The following is a 14,593-nucleotide window of genomic DNA, read 5'->3' as shown; positions in this document are numbered from 1 at the left end:
GGCCTCAGTCCTGCCGCGCGGCCTCGGCGCTCGCCTCGTGGACGAGGTCCGCGAGGCGGGCCAGCACGTCCGGGTCCGTGGACGGCAGGACGCCGTGGCCCAGGTTGAAGATGTGCCCTTCGGCGGTGCGGCCGCGGGCCAGCACGTCGCGGGCCCGGTGCTCGACGGTCTCCCACGGGGCGAACAGGATCGCCGGGTCGAGGTTGCCCTGCAGGGCCTTGCCCGGCTCGACGCGGCTCACGGCCTCGTCCAGCGGGACCCGCCAGTCGACGCCGACGACGTCCGCCCCGGCCTCGCCCATCGGGCCGAGCAGCTCGCCCGTCCCGACGCCGAAGTGGATGCGCGGGACGCCGAGCGGCTCGATCTCGGCGAAGATGCGGCGGGTGTGCGGCAGGACGGACTCGCGGTAGTCCTGCGCGGCGACGGCGCCCGCCCACGAGTCGAAGACCTGCACCGCGCTCGCGCCGGCCGCGATCTGCAGCTTGAGGAAGTCGATCGTGAGGTCGGCGAGGCGGCCCAGGAGGCCGGACCACAGCTCCGGCTCGCCGTACATCATGGCCTTGGTGCGCTCTTGGTTCTTGGACGGGCCGCCCTCGATCAGGTACGAGGCGAGCGTGAACGGGCCGCCGGCGAACCCGATCAGCGGGGTGTCCCCGAGCTCGCCGACCAGACCCTCGACGGCCTCCGTCACGTACGGGACGTCGCCGGGGTCGAGCCGGCGCAGCGCGTCCAGATCGGCCGGGGTGCGGACCGGGTCGGCGATGACCGGCCCGACGCCCGGCTTGATGTCGAGGTCGACCCCGATCGCCTTGAGCGGGACCATGATGTCGCTGTAGAAGATCGCCGCGTCCACCGCGTACCGGCGCACCGGCTGCATGGTGATCTCCACGATCATGTCCGGCCGGGTGCACGACTCCAGCATCGGGACGCCCTCGCGCACCCGCAGGTACTCCGGCAGGGAGCGGCCCGCCTGGCGCATGAACCACACCGGTGTGTGCGGCACGGGCCGCCGCCGGCAGGCCAGCAGGAAGGGGCTGTCCGCGAGGCCGCCGCTGCCGGGCGGGTTCGCGGAGTCGTCGTTCGGGCGGGTGGCGTCAGCGGTCACGGGGTGATGGTCCCACGAAACACGTTGCCAAGGCACAGGAGTGACGCCTGCGACGGCATGAACTTCCGGACACGCCGAGCGAAGTCCCGCATTCTGTCACCGGCGCGTGCGAACGTGATGCGTGTCATAGCCGAGGGAGGTTCCCCCTTGTACTGCTCCACCTGCGGTGATGAACGTGTGTTCGAGCAGCCGCCGTGTCCGGACGGTCATGGCGAGGAGTGCCCCGAACGGGCCTGCGCCGACTGCGGCACGGCCATCCTGGTCGGCCTGCCGCCGGTGATCGCCCCGGCCCCCGTCCGGGTGGCCGGCGCCGGACGGGCGCGGGACCGCGCCACCACCGTGCGGGCCGTGGCCTGACCGGCCCCGCCCCCGAGACGAAACCACCTGTGCCGTGCCTTTCTCCCCTCCGCGTCCCCCCGTCGCCGCCTGCGGCGGCACCCCGTCCCGGCCCCACCGGCCCGAGCCGGTCCCACGCAACCCGTCACTCCCCCGCGATCAGGCCGGTCCACCCATGAACCCACCTGCCTTCCAGCGGGCCGCCGACACGCTGCGCGAGATCCTCGACGGCCCCGCCCTCCGGCCGGAGCTCGACCTGGAGGACATGCCCGCCCCGCAGCGCCTCGCGCCGTACGCGGCGGCGATGTCCGGCAGCGTCTACCGCGACGACGACACCGAGGTCGCCACCGGGCGGCTGATCGTGCTGTACGACCCGGAGGGCCGGTCCGGCTGGACGAACGGGTTCCGCGTCGTCGCCTACATCCGCGCCGACCTGGAGCCCGACATCGCCGCCGACGAGCTGATCGGCTCCGTCGCGTGGGACTGGCTGCTGGAGGCGCTGGAGCCCGCCGGCTACGCCGGCGTCTCCGGCACGGTCACCCGCGCGGTGTCGGAGAGCTTCGGCGACAAGCGCGGCGAGCCGTCCACGACGGAGCTGGAGCTGCGCGCCTCCTGGTCGCCGGCCGGCGACGATCTCACCGGTCACGTACTGGCCTGGTGCGAGGTGATGTGCACCACGGCGGGGCTGCCGCCGACCGGTGTCGCGGCCCTGCCGGACCGCCCGGGCGGCGGGGGCGGCTGAGCGACGTACGGTAGGGGGCGTGAGCACAGCGTCCGAGACCGAGGCGGCGGGGGAGAACACGGAAGCAGTGGGAGTGTCCGATACGCGCGCGACCGGCCCCGAGACGGGCGCCGGTGCGGAGAAGACGGCGGAGGCGGCGGAAGCCGGGAGCGTTCCAGGCCCGGCCCGGACGGAACCGGGCCCGGTGGGCGCGGAGGCCGGCACCGGTCCCCCCGCCGTCCCGTTGCTGGAGCCGCGCGAGGGCGTCCCCCCGGTGCTCACGTCGGCGGCCGATCTGGAACGTGTCATCGCGGCGTTCGCCGCGGGCACCGGCCCGGTCGCGGTCGACGCCGAGCGGGCGTCCGGCTACCGGTACGGGCAGCGCGCCTACCTGATCCAGCTGCGCCGCGCGGGCGCCGGCAGCGTGCTGATCGACCCGATCGCGCTGCCCGACCTGTCCGGGCTGGACGCGGCGCTCGCCGACGCCGAGATGGTGCTGCACGCCGCCAACCAGGACCTTCCCTGCCTGGCCGAGGTCGGTCTCGTGCCGCGGCGGCTGTTCGACACCGAGCTGGCCGGGCGGCTGCTCGGCTACCCGCGGGTCGGGCTCGGCTCGATGGTCGAGAACGTGCTGGGCTACCTGCTGGAGAAGGGGCACTCCGCGGCCGACTGGTCGACGCGCCCGCTCCCGGAGGACTGGCTGCGCTACGCCGCGCTCGACGTCGAGCTGCTGGTCGAGCTGCGCGACGCGCTGCGGGAGGAGCTGGAGGCCGCGGGCAAGCTGGAGTGGGCGCTGGAGGAGTTCGCCGCGATCCTGACCACGCCGCCGAAGCCGCCGCGTCCCGACCCGTGGCGCCGCACGTCGGGCATCCACCGGGTGCGCAACCGGCGGGCGCTCGCCACCGTCCGGGAGGTGTGGGAGGCGCGCGACAAGATCGCCCGCGAGCGGGACCTGTCCCCCGGCCGGGTGCTGCAGGACGCCGCGATCATCGAGCTGGCGCAGAAGGCCCCGAAGACCCCCGCCGAGCTGCAGTCCCTGCCGACGATGCGGGGCCGCGGCGCCCGCCGGCACCAGTCGGCCTGGCTGCGCGCCGTCGCCCGCGCCCGCGACCTCTCCGACCGGGCGCTGCCCGAGTCCAACCTGCCCGGCGACGGTCCGCCGCCCGCGCACCGCTGGGCCGACCGCGACCCGGAGGCCGCCAAGCGGCTCACCGCCGCCCGCGCCGTCGTCGCCGCGCTCGCCGACGAGCATTCGATGCCGTCGGAGAACCTGGTGCAGCCCGACTACGTCCGCCGGCTGGCGTGGACGCCGCCCGCCGAGTCGTCGGCGTCCGCGATCGGTGCCGCGCTGCGCGAGCTCGGCGCCCGCGGCTGGCAGGTCGGGCTCACCGCCCAGCCCCTGGCCAAGGCCTTCCTCCGCCTCGAGACCAAGGGCGAACTCTGATTTCTGGAGCGCCCGGCCGTGATGGCGGTCGAGTGGCCGGTTCGCGAGGGGTGGGCGCGGAGTTCGGACGGGGTTAGGTTAGGTTTGCCTAAACGTCTGTGACCTTCGAGGAGTGCGGCGATGCTACTGGGCAACTTCCTCATCGGCCTGCGCGAAGGGCTCGAGGCCGCCCTGGTCGTGAGCATCCTGATCGCGTATCTGGTGAAGACCGGCAACCGCCGGGCCCTCGTCCCCGTCTGGACGGGCATCGCGATCGCCGTCGCCCTCTCGTTCGCGTTCGGCATCGCGCTGAGCGCCGCGTCGTCGGAGATGCAGTTCAAGACGCAGGAGCTGTTCGGCGGCATCCTGTCGATCATCGCCGTGGGCCTGGTGACCTGGATGGTCTTCTGGATGCGGCGCACCGCCCGGTTCATGAAGGCGGAACTGGAGGGCAGGCTGGAGGGCGCGCTGAACGTCGGGCCGCTCGCCCTCACCGCCGTCGCGTTCCTCGCCGTCGGGCGCGAGGGCCTGGAGACCGCGCTGTTCCTGTGGACGAACATCTCCAACTCGTCCGGCGGGTCCGCCCAGCCGATCACCGGCGCGCTCCTCGGCCTCGCCGTCGCCGTCGTGCTCGGCTACCTGCTCTACCGGGGCGGCCTCAAGATCAATCTCAGGCGGTTCTTCACCTGGACGGGCGCCGCGCTCATCGTCGTCGCCGCGGGCGTGTTCGGGTACGGCTTCCACGACCTGCAGGAGGCCGAGGTGTTCCCGGGCTTGCACGCCGTCGCGCTGGAGCCGCACCTGTTCTTCGCCGAGTTCGGCGACGCCGGCGACTGGATGCAGACGGTCTTCCAGGGCGTCCTGAACGTCACCCCGCAGATCACGTGGCTCCAGCTGGTCATGTGGGCGGCCTACCTGGTGCCGGTGATGTTCTTGTTCCTGCGCGGCCCGTCGGCGTCCAGGCCCGCCGCCACGACCGCCGAGCCCGCCGCGACGTGACCCTCCGGAGTCACAGGTCGGGCAGGGGGTCGCGGGGAAGGCTGTCGCGGGCGAAGATCTCGGTGTCCGCCGCGTTGACGACCGGGACGTACTCGTCGTCCACCTCGAACACGGCGCCGGCGAACTCGAACGACGCGCCGGCCCCGGTCTCCACCGGCCCGATGCGGGTGCCGCGCGGGTAGCTGCCCCAGATGGTCTTCGGGGTGCTGCGGCTCAGCGAGCCGGTGGAGATCACCGCGACCTGCTCGTCGGTGACGACGAAGATGAAGCCCGCCCCTCCGCCGTAGGCCATCGCGGGGAAGATGTAGCGGATCTCCCCGTCGATCCCGAGGAACTCCCGGCAGCGCTCACGGAGCGGACGTGGCACCGGCATGGCGGATCGGGCACCTCCCCGGGGGGCGATCGTCGTCGGTGTGACAATCATGCCCCGGGACGCCGGAGCGTGACCAGACTCAGGCCGCCGCCAGCGCCGCGGTCGGCGGGAGCCGCGCCGCGCGCATCGCCGGATACAGGCCCGCGACCGTCCCGATCGCCAGGGTCGCGGCGAGGGCGCCGCCGAGCGCCCATGCGGGCACGACCGGCGGCCAGCCCTTCCACAGCGCGAACCCGGTGGTCACCGCCGCCCCCAGGACGACCCCGGCCGCGCCGCCGAACGCCGACAGCAGCAGCGACTCGGCGAGGAACTGCACCCGCACCTGGCCGCGGGTCGCGCCGAGGGACCGGCGCAGCCCGATCTCGCGGCGCCGCTCCAGCACCGAGATCACCATGGTGTTGGCGACCCCGACCCCGCCGACCAGCAGCGCGACGGCGCCGAGCCCGAGCAGCAGCCCGGTGAACGCCCCGGCCGCGGCGGCCTTGGCCTCCAGCGCGTCCGAGGGGCGGCTGACCTCGACCTCCTCGGGATGCTCGGGGTTGACCGTCCGGGCGAGGACGTCCCGGACGTCGTTGACCGACGCGTCCGTGGACCGCTCGTAGATCGTCGTCGGGTGCCCGCCGAAGCCGAGGTAGCGCTCCGCCGCGTCCCACCCGACGAGGGCGGAGCGGTCGATCTCCGGAGCCAGCTCGGCGGGACGCAGGACGCCGAGGACGACGAACCACCGGCCGCCGATCCACACCTGGCCGCCCGCCCGGTCCAGCCCGAGCCGCCGCGCCGCCTCCGAGCCGAGGACGACGCCGGGATAGCGTCCCGTGCCCGCGTCGATGCCGCGGCCGCTCGCGGTCTCCACACCGAGCGTGCCGAGCAGGTCGGTGGTGGCGGCCTGCACGGAGATGCCCTGCGTGACCTCGTCCGGAATCCGGTCGGTGCGGCGGACGGTCGCGCCGGTAGCGCCGACCGCGGTGACCGGCCCGATGCGGCGCACCATCTCCGGCGCCGTCTCGGGCAGCTCCGCCGTCTCGCCGAACAGCGTGTCGCCCGGCTTGGCCGTCAGCAGGTTCGTGCCGAGCCGGTCCAGCCTGCGCAGCAGGTCCTCCTTGCTGGACGACGAGATCCCGATGACGGCGACCATCGTGGCGATCCCGATCGCGATGCCGAGCGCCGACAGCACCACCCGCGCCGGCCGGGCCCGGAGCCCGCCGAGCCCGACGCGCACGATGTCGCCGGCACCGAGCCGCGCCGGTGCGAGCCCGGCCCTCATCGGCTGCCCACCCCCGCTCGCTCGTCGGCGACGACGAGGCCGTCCCGAAGCCTGATCCGGCGCGGCGCGCGGGAGGCGACCTCCAGGTCGTGGGTGATGATCGCGACGGTGGTGCCGGCGCGGTTCAGCTCGTCCAGCAGCGCCAGCACCTCGGCGCCCGCGGCGGTGTCGAGGTTGCCGGTCGGCTCGTCCGCGAGGAGCAGGTCCGGCTCCCCCACGACGGCCCGCGCGACCGCGACCCGCTGCTGCTCGCCGCCCGACAGCTGGTGCGGCCGGTGCGCGGTCCGCTCCCCCAGCCCGACGCGCTCCAGGGCCGCCCGCGCCCGCTCCCTGCGCTCCTTCAGCGGAACCCCGCTGTAGAGCAGGCCGTCGGCGACGTTGTCGAGCGCGCTGACCCCGGCGGCCAGGTGGAACTGCTGGAACACGAACCCGATGTGCCGTGCCCGCAGCGCCGACAGCTCCCGGTCGCCGAGGCCGGCGACCTCGTGCCCGGCGACCCGCACCACGCCCCCGGAGGGCCGGTCCAGCGTCCCGATCATGTGCAGCATCGTCGACTTGCCGGACCCGGACGGCCCGACGATCGCGGCCAGCTCCCCCGGCGCGATCACCAGGTCGACGCCCCGCAACGCCGCGACACCTCCCGCGTACTCCTTGGTCACCCCGGCCAGCTCGACGATTCCGTGCGCGCTCATCCGGCCGGCACCCCGACCTTCACGCCCTCGCGGATGCCGGCCCCGCTGATCTCGACGCGCCCCCCGCCGAACGCCCCGGCCTCCACGGGCACCAGGCGCCGCCCGGCGGCGTCGACGACCTCGACCCCGAACCCGCCCTCGCGCAGCGCCAGCAGCGCCTCCACCGGCACCGACAGGACCTCCTTCCTCCGCTCGCTCTCCAGCTCCACGGTGACGGGCGCCTCGTCCAGGCGCCCCGTCCCGCCGCCGATCGAGATGTCGACATCGACCGTGGTCTTCTTCTCCTGGCCCGACCCGGTGGACTCGGCGACGCCGCCCACGTCGGTGATCTTCCCCTTGACGGTCTTGCCGCCGGGCAGCTCCACCGACACCGCCGCGCCCTTCTTCGCGAGGTCCTGCTTGTCGGCGTCGAGATCGACGTGGACGACCCGCTTCGTCCCGGCGACCGTCAAGACTGGCTGCCCTTGGGCGATCCGCTTCCCCTCCGGCGCCTTGACCTCCCGAACCCGCACGGCTCCACCCAGGAAAGCCACCTGGCTCCCGTCGACCCGTCCCGTCTCATCGAGGCCCCGGTCGTCCTGCCACTCCCTGACCGCCGTCTCGGTCGCCCCGGTGAACTCGTCGTCCACGGTCATGCCGCCGTAGCCGAGCGCCTTCAGGTTCTCTTCGAGCTGCCGGACGTCGCGCCCCGAGTCTCCGTTCCCGAGCACGCGGTACATGGGGCTACCGCCGTACATCAACGTGACCGGCCGCCCCGCCACCTTGAGCAGCGTCCCGCCCCGCTTGACCGTCCGCCCCGGCTCCGGCGCCCACGTCACGACCCCGGACCCACCCGCCCACACCTCACGGGAGTCGCCATAAGTGAGCGTCCCGTCGACCTTCTCGGTATCAACGAGATCACCCCGACTCACCGCGGCGGTGGCCAGCGGGGGCGCGTGCCCGGCCGCCGCCTCACCCCCGTCCAGCGTCCAGGCCAGGGCACCACCCCCGCCCACGACCACGACGGCGACACCGCCCGCGACCACGACCCGCCTCACCTCCCGGCCCCCGGCAGGAGCTCCCCGCACGCCTCCCGCGCCTTGTCGATCTTGCTCCGGTCGACCTTCCCCGTGGGGAGCTTGATCTGCCCGTCCGGCCCGGGGTCCGGGACGTCCACCCCGTTCTCGCGCATGCACTGCGCGAACTTGACGTACTGGTCGCGCACCTTCGGATCCTTGAGGTCGGGCATCTTCCCGCCCGCCTGCAGCCACTGCCGGCACTTGTCCAGCGCCGCCTCCAGCTTCTTCCGGTCGCCGCCCTTCCCCAGCCGCATCGGCTCGTCGCCGCCGGGATCGGGCACGTCGACCCCGTTCTCCCGCATGCACTGCGCGAACTTCAGCTCCGCGTCCTCCGGCGCGAGCGACCCGCTGGGCGAAGCCGAAGCAGACGCCTTGCCCGCCGTCCCCCCGACACTCGCGACCCCGCCCGCGTCGTCACCACCACACGCCGCAAGCCCCAACACCAGCGGCACCACCAGCCCGGCGGCCCACACCCGAATCCCCATCTCATCCTCTCCGCCAGAGCCCCTGCCCCAGCGAAAAGCCATAAGACCCCCAAGAGGGTTAAACCCGCATTAGCCGCACGTTCTGCTGTGCCATCGGGGCAGGTCCGAGGTCGTGCGCTCTTACGGCGAGGGCGCGGCGCTGCCGAATCGTTATGCCTTCGGTGGGGTTGAGTGGATCGTCGCCGTGCCCATTACGTCGCCGTCGTGTTGGATGACCGGTTTGCGGGCCTGCTCAGGATCTTTTCTGATTTCCGGCCGCCGAATTCTCACCTGACGAAGCATGCGCGAGCGCTTCGAGACGGGCGGCCATCTCGGCGGCGCTCGATCGCTTGTCCGGCTCATCGAAGCAGGTACGGAGCAGCCCGGCGATTTCCGGATCGATGCCTTCCGCGAGGAGGGGTTGAGAGCTGAGCACCATACGCAGAGCGAGTAGCGGATCGTGGATCGGCAGCCTGCTGTACAGCCCTTTGCCTGACAGCAGCCAGTGCGCCGTGGCGCCCAGCGACCAGACGTCGGCGGCGGGTGAGGGTTCCTCTCCGCCCAGCACGGACGGGTCGACGAACTCCATTGAGGGCAGCGTGCCCATTCTGGTCAGCTCGGTTCTGGGAGACAGGGGTCGCACCAGTCCGAGATCCGCCAGTTTCCCGCCCTCGCCGGTGAGCAGGATGTTCTCGGGCTTGATGTCGCAATGCACCAGCCCGGCATCGTGCAGGTCCTGCACGGCTCGGGCGGCGTGGGCCAGGGCCATGAGAAGCCGACGTCGCCGCTGGAGTCCTTGGGGCGCCCGAAGCGATCGAGCTGCGGGCAGGAACTCCATGGAGTAGTAGAAGTTTCCGGATTCGTGGCCTGCGTCGTAGAGCGTGACCAGGTAGCGGGATCGCACGGTGGCGAAGGCGTTTAGCTCGCCGGTGGCTTGGCGGTAGGCATCCTCACCGGCGCCGACCACCTTGACGGTCACGTACCGGGCGTCTACCGGAAGCCATGTGGGTCGCCGGGCCATGAAGAACTCTCCGTGTGAGCCCTTCCCCAGCGGCCGGACGAAGTCGTACGCGGCGATTCCCCGCATCACCGCCCCCCACTTTCGGACCCGGCGGACGCCGTCACGAGAGACGACCATTCGATCGGCTCGGTGCGAGGCCCGGGATGCACCAGCAGGTGGGCGTCGGCGGTGTCCGGTCCGTCCATGGCCACCAGCGGCGTACCGTCGGGACGCGCCGCACTGGTATGGACGCCGATCCCGAGTCTGGCCAGTCGGTCGGCCAGCGCACTGGCGCGCCGGCCGCCGACCACCGTCAGTGCCCGGCCCGCCGCCAGCCGAAGGGCCATCTCGACGGCGACCTCGCCGCCCCGCTCGTACAGGACCGCGATCTCGCCCGCCACGCTGGTGGCGATGTCCGGCCGCATCGTGGTGATCAGGAGGGCGGGCATCTTCTCCTTGAAGATCGAGTATCCGGGCTGGGTGGGCGAGACCACCACCACGTCGGCCTCAGCCTTGGCGGCCAGCAGCGGCAGTTCGGCGGCCATGTCGCCGGAGAACCGGCTGACCACCCGGACCGGCAGGTCGTCGCCGCGGATCTCGGCGGCCAGCGACTCCATCTCGCTGAGCGCCGCGATGATGTCCGCCAGCTCACCCTGTAGACCGAAGCTCGATTCCAGACGTTCGGTCGGATAGTCCCGTATGTGGGCCAAGATCACCTCGGACCGCCCGGAGGCGGGGACGCGGGCCGCGCTCAGGGCCACGTCACGGGCCAGTTTCGCCAGCGCGGCGCCGTTCGCGGGGTCCTCCACCACCGCCAGCACCCGGTAGGCGGTGTGCTCGCCGAGGGCGGCTCCTTCGGCCTCGGCCCGGTCACGGGCGACCGCGCGATCCGGATAGACACGGCGCAGTAGCGGGCCGGTCATGGCGGTGGTGAGCAGGGCCACCACCACCATCAAGGAGTACAACTCCTTGTCGAGTATTCCCTTCTCCAATCCCACGCTGAGGATCACGATCTCGGTGAGCCCATGAGTGTTCATAAGCGTGGCCAGCGCCGCGGACTGACGTTGGGGCACCCGCCGCAGCCGTGCCCCGGCGTAAGCACCGCCGAGCTTGCCGAGGACCGCGACGGTGAGGATGGCCGCCAGCGTGCCGGCGCTCGAGACCTCCAGCGCGGACAGATCCACCGCCAGCCCCGAGACGACGAAGAACATCGGCAGCAGCATGAGCACGGTGATTTGTTCGAGCCGCGCAAGAATCTCCTGGTTGAGTCGTTCGGCGCCTTCGCGCGGCATCACGGCGCCGAACAAGAACGCTCCGAAAATGAAATGTACATGCATTGATTCGGTGGCCAAGGCGGAGCAGAACAGCCCGAGAAGAACCAGGGTCAGTATGCCGGGAGTGAGGCGTCCGGCACGTTCGTAGACGGGAATCAGCCGCCGTAGCTGCGGCCGGACGACCACGAACATGAAAATGCCGAATGGAACCACCATCACGGACTGCCAGGCGCTGGAGCCGCTGGCGCCGATGATGATGGTCAGCGCGGTCCAAATCATGACGTCGGCGATCGCCGCCGAGGCCAGCGCCAGGGCACCGAGCCGGGTACGTTGCATGCCACGGTCGGTGATGATCCTGGCCAGCACGGGAAAGGCGGTCGCCGATATGGCGGTGCCGAAGAAGAGCACGAAGGAGAGGGTCTCCCCCCGTGCGTGGTCGTCGGCCAGCCCCAGCGCCAGCAGGCATCCCAGGCCGAGCGGTAGCGTCATCGAGCCGAGCGCCACGCTCGCCGCGGCGCGCCCCTGGCCACGTACCAGTTTCTGGTCGAGTTCCATTCCGACCACGAGCATGAAGAGCACCAGGCCCACGTCGGCGAGCGCCTCCAGTGCCGGGCGGACGTCGGTGGGGAACAAGCCGTCACCGATCAGATGGCCGAATACGGTGGGCCCGAGAAGGATCCCGGCGAGGATTTCGCCGATGACGGGCGGCTGGCCGATCAGCCGCGCTCCGGCTCCCAACAGCCGGGCCAGTGCCAGCACGATGACGAGATCAAGCAAGAGAACGTCGACGCGGAGCAATGAGGCCAACCTCCAGAAGGTGTGACTCTCGGCGCATGATCGAGAGATAACTCTGCTATCAGTGCTGCTGAATGCCTTCTGACCTTCGACGCGTTGTCAATGTGGATCAGCCCGGCCAGCGATATCTGCCGGTTCTGTCGTACGCGCTTTCTGGGCAGTCCGACTGTCCACCGACGCGGAGCGGTCGCTCCCGCGTGCCAGTACGTATCGTTCGCGGCGACCGTGCTTCGTCAAGTAACAGGCGCCATCGAATCCACATCTATCCGGCCGAGCGCGGTTCTGGTTTCTGGCCGCCATAGCAGCTTCCGCCCGCCTGCGAAACGTGGCCTATCTCACCGCGCGGATGGGCCGGCTTGGATTCCAATGGCCGTGGCCGACCACCTCGTTTGGGATCACTACGGCGCTCGCCCTGGTGTGCAGCCGCCGTCCGGTCTCTCGGCGCCACCTCGCCGAGAAGTGCGGCATCGACCGCCGCAAGGCGCAGCAGATCATTACCAACGTGGAGCAACTCGTCCAAACTTGAACCAGAAGGGCCCCAGCGACGTTCCATCCGGAAAGCGTTTGCCGACTGGTGTCGGCCTGATCCCGGTTCGCCCGCGTTGACAGCTGGGTCTGGCACGAGGGCGACCGGCGGGAGAGGTTGAGGGGCATGTGGTCTCGGATTCTCATCACCGCGCTGACCGTTGGACTGCTCGCGCCCGTGGGGGCGTCGGCGGACGCCGCGCCCAGGCGGGCGCCCGATCGGATCGCGCTTCCGGCCGGGTTCCAGCCCGAGGGGATCGCGACCGGGCCCGGGCCCGTGGCGTTCTTCGGGTCGCGGGCCACGGGAGCGATTTACCGCGCCGACCTGCGCACCGGAAAGGGCAAGGTCATCAGCGCCGGGCCGGGCACCCCGTCGCTCGGCATGAAGACCCTCGGGAGCAGGCTGTTCGTCGCGGGCGGGTCAGGTGGGGACGCGCGCGTCGTCGATACGCGGAGCGGGGCGGTGCTGAAGTCGTACACGCTCACGACCCAGCCGTCCTTCGTCAATGATGTCGCCCTCAGCCGTGATGGTGCGTGGTTCACCGATTCGACCAATCCCGTTCTCTACCGGATTCCTGCGAGAGGGCGAGGCGGGGTGAAGACACTGCCGCTGAGCGGGGACATCGTCTACGGCGAGGGCATCAACGCCAACGGGATCGTCGCCGGCCGGGACGGGCGGACGCTGCTGATCGTCCAGTCCAACACCGGAAAGCTGTTCCGGGTCGATTCCCGTACCGGTGTCGCCAAGGAGGTCGATCTGCACGGGGAGTCGCTGGTGAACGGCGACGGGCTGCTGCTGGAGGGAAGCACCCTCTATGCCGTGCAGAACCGGCTGAACAGCGTGGCAGTGGTGCGGCTGAACAGGCGCGCCACGGAAGGACGGGTCGTCAAGCGCATTGCCGATCCCCGTTTCGACATCCCGACGACGATCGCGCGTTCCGGTTCGCGGCTCTACCTTCCGAACGCGCGGTTCAGCACGCCGCCCACTCCGGAGACGCCGTACGACGTCATCGCGATCCGGCCCTAGTCTTCGTGGCCGGGTGACAAAACGGCCTCGCGAAGTGTGGGGTCGTTGCGGATTACACACCGTGCACGAGCGGTCATACTCCCGTCGTGCCCAGCCCAAGCACGCCGCCGCTGAACGAGGACTTCCGGCTGGTCGAAGCGCTCCGGAAACAGCGTCCCGGGGCGGTCGGCCAGGTCTACAACGTGTACGGGCCCGAGCTCGTCGAGTATGCGGAGGACTTGCTCGGTGACCGCGCGCGGGCCGTCGAGGCCGTCCGGGAGGCGCTTCTCGCCCTCCCGGACGCCGGCGTGCCCGATGCCGGGACGTTCCGCGACCGGCTGTACGAGCTGGTCCGCGACCGGTGCCGCGCCGAACCGCGGCGCGGGTGGCTGGTAGTGATCGGCGGTGCGGCGGCGTCCGTCGCGCTGACCGGGAGCCTGCTCGTCCTGTTCGAGTCGACGCAGCGGGCGCCCCGGCCCTCGGCGGCGCCGCCGGCCGCGATGACGACGCCCGCCTCCCCCACTGCCGCTCCGACGAAGCCCGCGGCGGAGAAGGAGCAGAAGAAGAAGCCGAAGAAGGCCGTCAATCCGACGAAGAAGCGCAAAACGCCTGGGCGCCTGTCGGTGGACGACGCGGCCTGCCGCGGCGTGCGCGCGGCCGGGCTGCCGGCGCGGTGCGTCGTCCGGCTCACCGCCGTCGGCGGGCGGGTGAGGTGGTCGGTGTCGTCGGTGCGGGACCGGGCCGGGCGCATCAGCGCGGGCGGCGGCGGGACGCTCGAGTCGGGGCGTTCGGCGTCGGTGGCGGTGACCGTCCGCCCGACGGTGCTGTGCTACATCGGCGGACGCGGGAGCGGGACGGTCTCGTTCTCCCCCGGAGGCACCGCGGCGGTCACGTATACCTGCTGGTGGCGCTAGTACGATCACGATCGATGACGTCGCGAGTGATCTCCCGGGACCCGGATCGGCTGGTCCTGTTCACCGACGCCGTCGTGGCCATCGCCGTGACGGTGCTCGTGCTGCCGCTCGTCGACGTGGTGACCCAGACGGCGGAGGCGCGCCGCCCGTCGAGCGAGGTGATCACCGAGCACGACGCGCAGGTGTACGGCTTCCTGCTCAGCTTCGTCGTGATCCTCCGGCTCTGGTTCGACCACCACCGGATCTTCGAGCGCATCTCCGCCTACTCCAAGCCGCTGATGGGGTGGAACGCGGCCTGGCTGCTCTCCGTCGTGATCCTCCCGTTCCCGACGGAGATGGTCGGCGCCTACTCCTCGGACGACCGCTTCACGGCCGTGCTGTACCTCGGCACCATCCTCGCCGCCACGGTGTGCCAGACGGCGCTCACGGTGATCCCCTATCGCGATCCCGAGGTGGCGTCGGAGACCGATCCGCCGACGATCGAGGCGGTCCGTTCGGGGCTCTCCGCGACGCTCGTCGTCGCCGTGGCGTTCGCCCTGGCGTGGACCGTGCCAAGTTTCTCCTACTACGCGCTCCTGCTGCTGGCACTGGACCGCTTCCTGAACAGGATCTGGCGGCTTATCGGGGTTTAACCCCTGGGGGTG

General features: G+C 71.5%; 16 protein-coding genes. 8 read left to right on the top strand and 8 right to left on the bottom strand.

The window, feature by feature from the left end:
* Positions 1 to 4 precede the first annotated feature (4 nt).
* Positions 5 to 1,027 (bottom strand): uroporphyrinogen decarboxylase, encoded by a 1,023-nt coding sequence (hemE, locus tag BM339_RS07315; protein ID WP_033334241.1) that lies wholly within the window; start codon positions 1,025 to 1,027, stop codon positions 5 to 7.
* 255 nt (positions 1,028 to 1,282) lie between these two features.
* On the opposite strand from hemE, the gene BM339_RS48490 reads away from it, so the two are divergent.
* The 4 genes from BM339_RS48490 (at position 1,283) to efeU (ending at position 4,584) form a co-directional block, all read left to right on the top strand.
* Positions 1,283 to 1,462: a hypothetical protein gene (locus BM339_RS48490; protein ID WP_021600137.1), complete on the top strand. Its 180-nt coding sequence runs from the start codon at positions 1,283 to 1,285 to the stop codon at positions 1,460 to 1,462.
* A gap of 154 nt (positions 1,463 to 1,616) precedes the next feature.
* Entirely contained in the window at positions 1,617 to 2,183 is a 567-nt protein-coding gene (locus tag BM339_RS07305; protein ID WP_021600136.1) for a DUF3000 domain-containing protein, read from the top strand.
* A gap of 184 nt (positions 2,184 to 2,367) precedes the next feature.
* Complete coding sequence (locus BM339_RS07300) at positions 2,368 to 3,606, top strand: ribonuclease D (protein WP_033334242.1); 1,239 nt, start codon at positions 2,368 to 2,370, stop codon at positions 3,604 to 3,606.
* A 120-nt stretch (positions 3,607 to 3,726) separates the two neighbouring features.
* Positions 3,727 to 4,584, top strand: coding sequence for an iron uptake transporter permease EfeU (gene efeU / locus BM339_RS07295; protein ID WP_021597514.1), 858 nt, complete (start codon positions 3,727 to 3,729; stop codon positions 4,582 to 4,584).
* Positions 4,585 to 4,594: 10 nt separating this feature from the next.
* Here the strand turns inward: efeU and BM339_RS07290 are convergent, their stop codons facing one another.
* The 7 genes from BM339_RS07290 to BM339_RS07260 form a co-directional block, all read right to left on the bottom strand.
* The gene (locus BM339_RS07290) at positions 4,595 to 4,957 is read right to left on the bottom strand and encodes a hypothetical protein (RefSeq protein ID WP_021597515.1); all 363 of its coding nucleotides are present in this window, start codon (positions 4,955 to 4,957) and stop codon (positions 4,595 to 4,597) included.
* A 79-nt stretch (positions 4,958 to 5,036) separates the two neighbouring features.
* Positions 5,037 to 6,221, bottom strand: coding sequence for an ABC transporter permease (locus tag BM339_RS07285; RefSeq protein ID WP_075020312.1), 1,185 nt, complete (start codon positions 6,219 to 6,221; stop codon positions 5,037 to 5,039).
* Positions 6,218 to 6,913 carry an ABC transporter ATP-binding protein gene (locus tag BM339_RS07280; protein WP_075020311.1) on the bottom strand — a complete coding sequence of 232 codons (696 nt, stop codon included), beginning with the start codon at positions 6,911 to 6,913 and terminating at the stop codon, positions 6,218 to 6,220. The genes BM339_RS07285 and BM339_RS07280 overlap by 4 nt, the downstream gene beginning before the upstream one ends.
* On the bottom strand, positions 6,910 to 7,950 hold the full coding sequence (locus tag BM339_RS07275; protein WP_083597384.1) for a peptidoglycan-binding protein: 1,041 nt from the start codon (positions 7,948 to 7,950) through the stop codon (positions 6,910 to 6,912). Before BM339_RS07275 ends, BM339_RS07280 begins: the two co-directional genes overlap by 4 nt.
* Entirely contained in the window at positions 7,947 to 8,456 is a 510-nt protein-coding gene (locus tag BM339_RS48485; protein WP_075020309.1) for a hypothetical protein, read from the bottom strand. The genes BM339_RS07275 and BM339_RS48485 overlap by 4 nt, the downstream gene beginning before the upstream one ends.
* Positions 8,457 to 8,688: 232 nt before the next feature.
* A complete protein-coding gene (locus BM339_RS07265; RefSeq protein ID WP_083597491.1) occupies positions 8,689 to 9,522 on the bottom strand; it encodes a serine/threonine-protein kinase in 834 nt (277 codons plus the stop codon).
* A complete protein-coding gene (locus tag BM339_RS07260) occupies positions 9,522 to 11,507 on the bottom strand; it encodes a cation:proton antiporter (protein ID WP_075020308.1) in 1,986 nt (661 codons plus the stop codon). Before BM339_RS07260 ends, BM339_RS07265 begins: the two co-directional genes overlap by 1 nt.
* 322 nt (positions 11,508 to 11,829) lie before the next feature.
* Here BM339_RS07260 and BM339_RS07255 point away from each other — a divergent pair, with 322 nt between their 5' ends.
* From BM339_RS07255 to BM339_RS07240, 4 genes are all read left to right on the top strand, one after another.
* On the top strand, positions 11,830 to 12,030 hold the full coding sequence (locus tag BM339_RS07255) for a hypothetical protein (protein WP_075020307.1): 201 nt from the start codon (positions 11,830 to 11,832) through the stop codon (positions 12,028 to 12,030).
* 126 nt (positions 12,031 to 12,156) lie between these two features.
* Positions 12,157 to 13,056: an NHL repeat-containing protein gene (locus tag BM339_RS07250; protein WP_075020306.1), complete on the top strand. Its 900-nt coding sequence runs from the start codon at positions 12,157 to 12,159 to the stop codon at positions 13,054 to 13,056.
* A gap of 86 nt (positions 13,057 to 13,142) precedes the next feature.
* Positions 13,143 to 13,949, top strand: coding sequence for a hypothetical protein (locus tag BM339_RS07245; protein WP_075020305.1), 807 nt, complete (start codon positions 13,143 to 13,145; stop codon positions 13,947 to 13,949).
* Positions 13,950 to 13,963: 14 nt separating this feature from the next.
* On the top strand, positions 13,964 to 14,581 hold the full coding sequence (locus BM339_RS07240) for a TMEM175 family protein (RefSeq protein WP_075020304.1): 618 nt from the start codon (positions 13,964 to 13,966) through the stop codon (positions 14,579 to 14,581).
* Positions 14,582 to 14,593 lie beyond the last annotated feature (12 nt).

The organism is Actinomadura madurae, assembly GCF_900115095.1.
Lineage (GTDB): Bacteria > Actinomycetota > Actinomycetes > Streptosporangiales > Streptosporangiaceae > Spirillospora > Spirillospora madurae.
Note: the sequence above shows the minus strand (reverse complement) of the source record. Positions and strands in the feature narration are given on the sequence as shown.

Bases quoted from the DNA above. Each gene is read 5' to 3' on its own strand.
- BM339_RS07285 (WP_075020312.1), bottom strand. From the start codon at position 6,221: ATGAGGGCCGGGCTCGCACCGGCGCGGCTCGGTGCCGGCGACATCGTG.
- BM339_RS07305 (WP_021600136.1), top strand. From the start codon at position 1,617: ATGAACCCACCTGCCTTCCAGCGGGCCGCCGACACGCTGCGCGAGATC.
- BM339_RS07240 (WP_075020304.1), top strand. From the start codon at position 13,964: ATGACGTCGCGAGTGATCTCCCGGGACCCGGATCGGCTGGTCCTGTTC.
- BM339_RS48485 (WP_075020309.1), bottom strand. From the start codon at position 8,456: ATGGGGATTCGGGTGTGGGCCGCCGGGCTGGTGGTGCCGCTGGTGTTG.
- BM339_RS07265 (WP_083597491.1), bottom strand. From the start codon at position 9,522: ATGCGGGGAATCGCCGCGTACGACTTCGTCCGGCCGCTGGGGAAGGGC.
- BM339_RS07290 (WP_021597515.1), bottom strand. From the start codon at position 4,957: ATGCCGGTGCCACGTCCGCTCCGTGAGCGCTGCCGGGAGTTCCTCGGG.
- BM339_RS07250 (WP_075020306.1), top strand. From the start codon at position 12,157: ATGTGGTCTCGGATTCTCATCACCGCGCTGACCGTTGGACTGCTCGCG.
- BM339_RS07280 (WP_075020311.1), bottom strand. From the start codon at position 6,913: ATGAGCGCGCACGGAATCGTCGAGCTGGCCGGGGTGACCAAGGAGTAC.
- efeU (WP_021597514.1), top strand. From the start codon at position 3,727: ATGCTACTGGGCAACTTCCTCATCGGCCTGCGCGAAGGGCTCGAGGCC.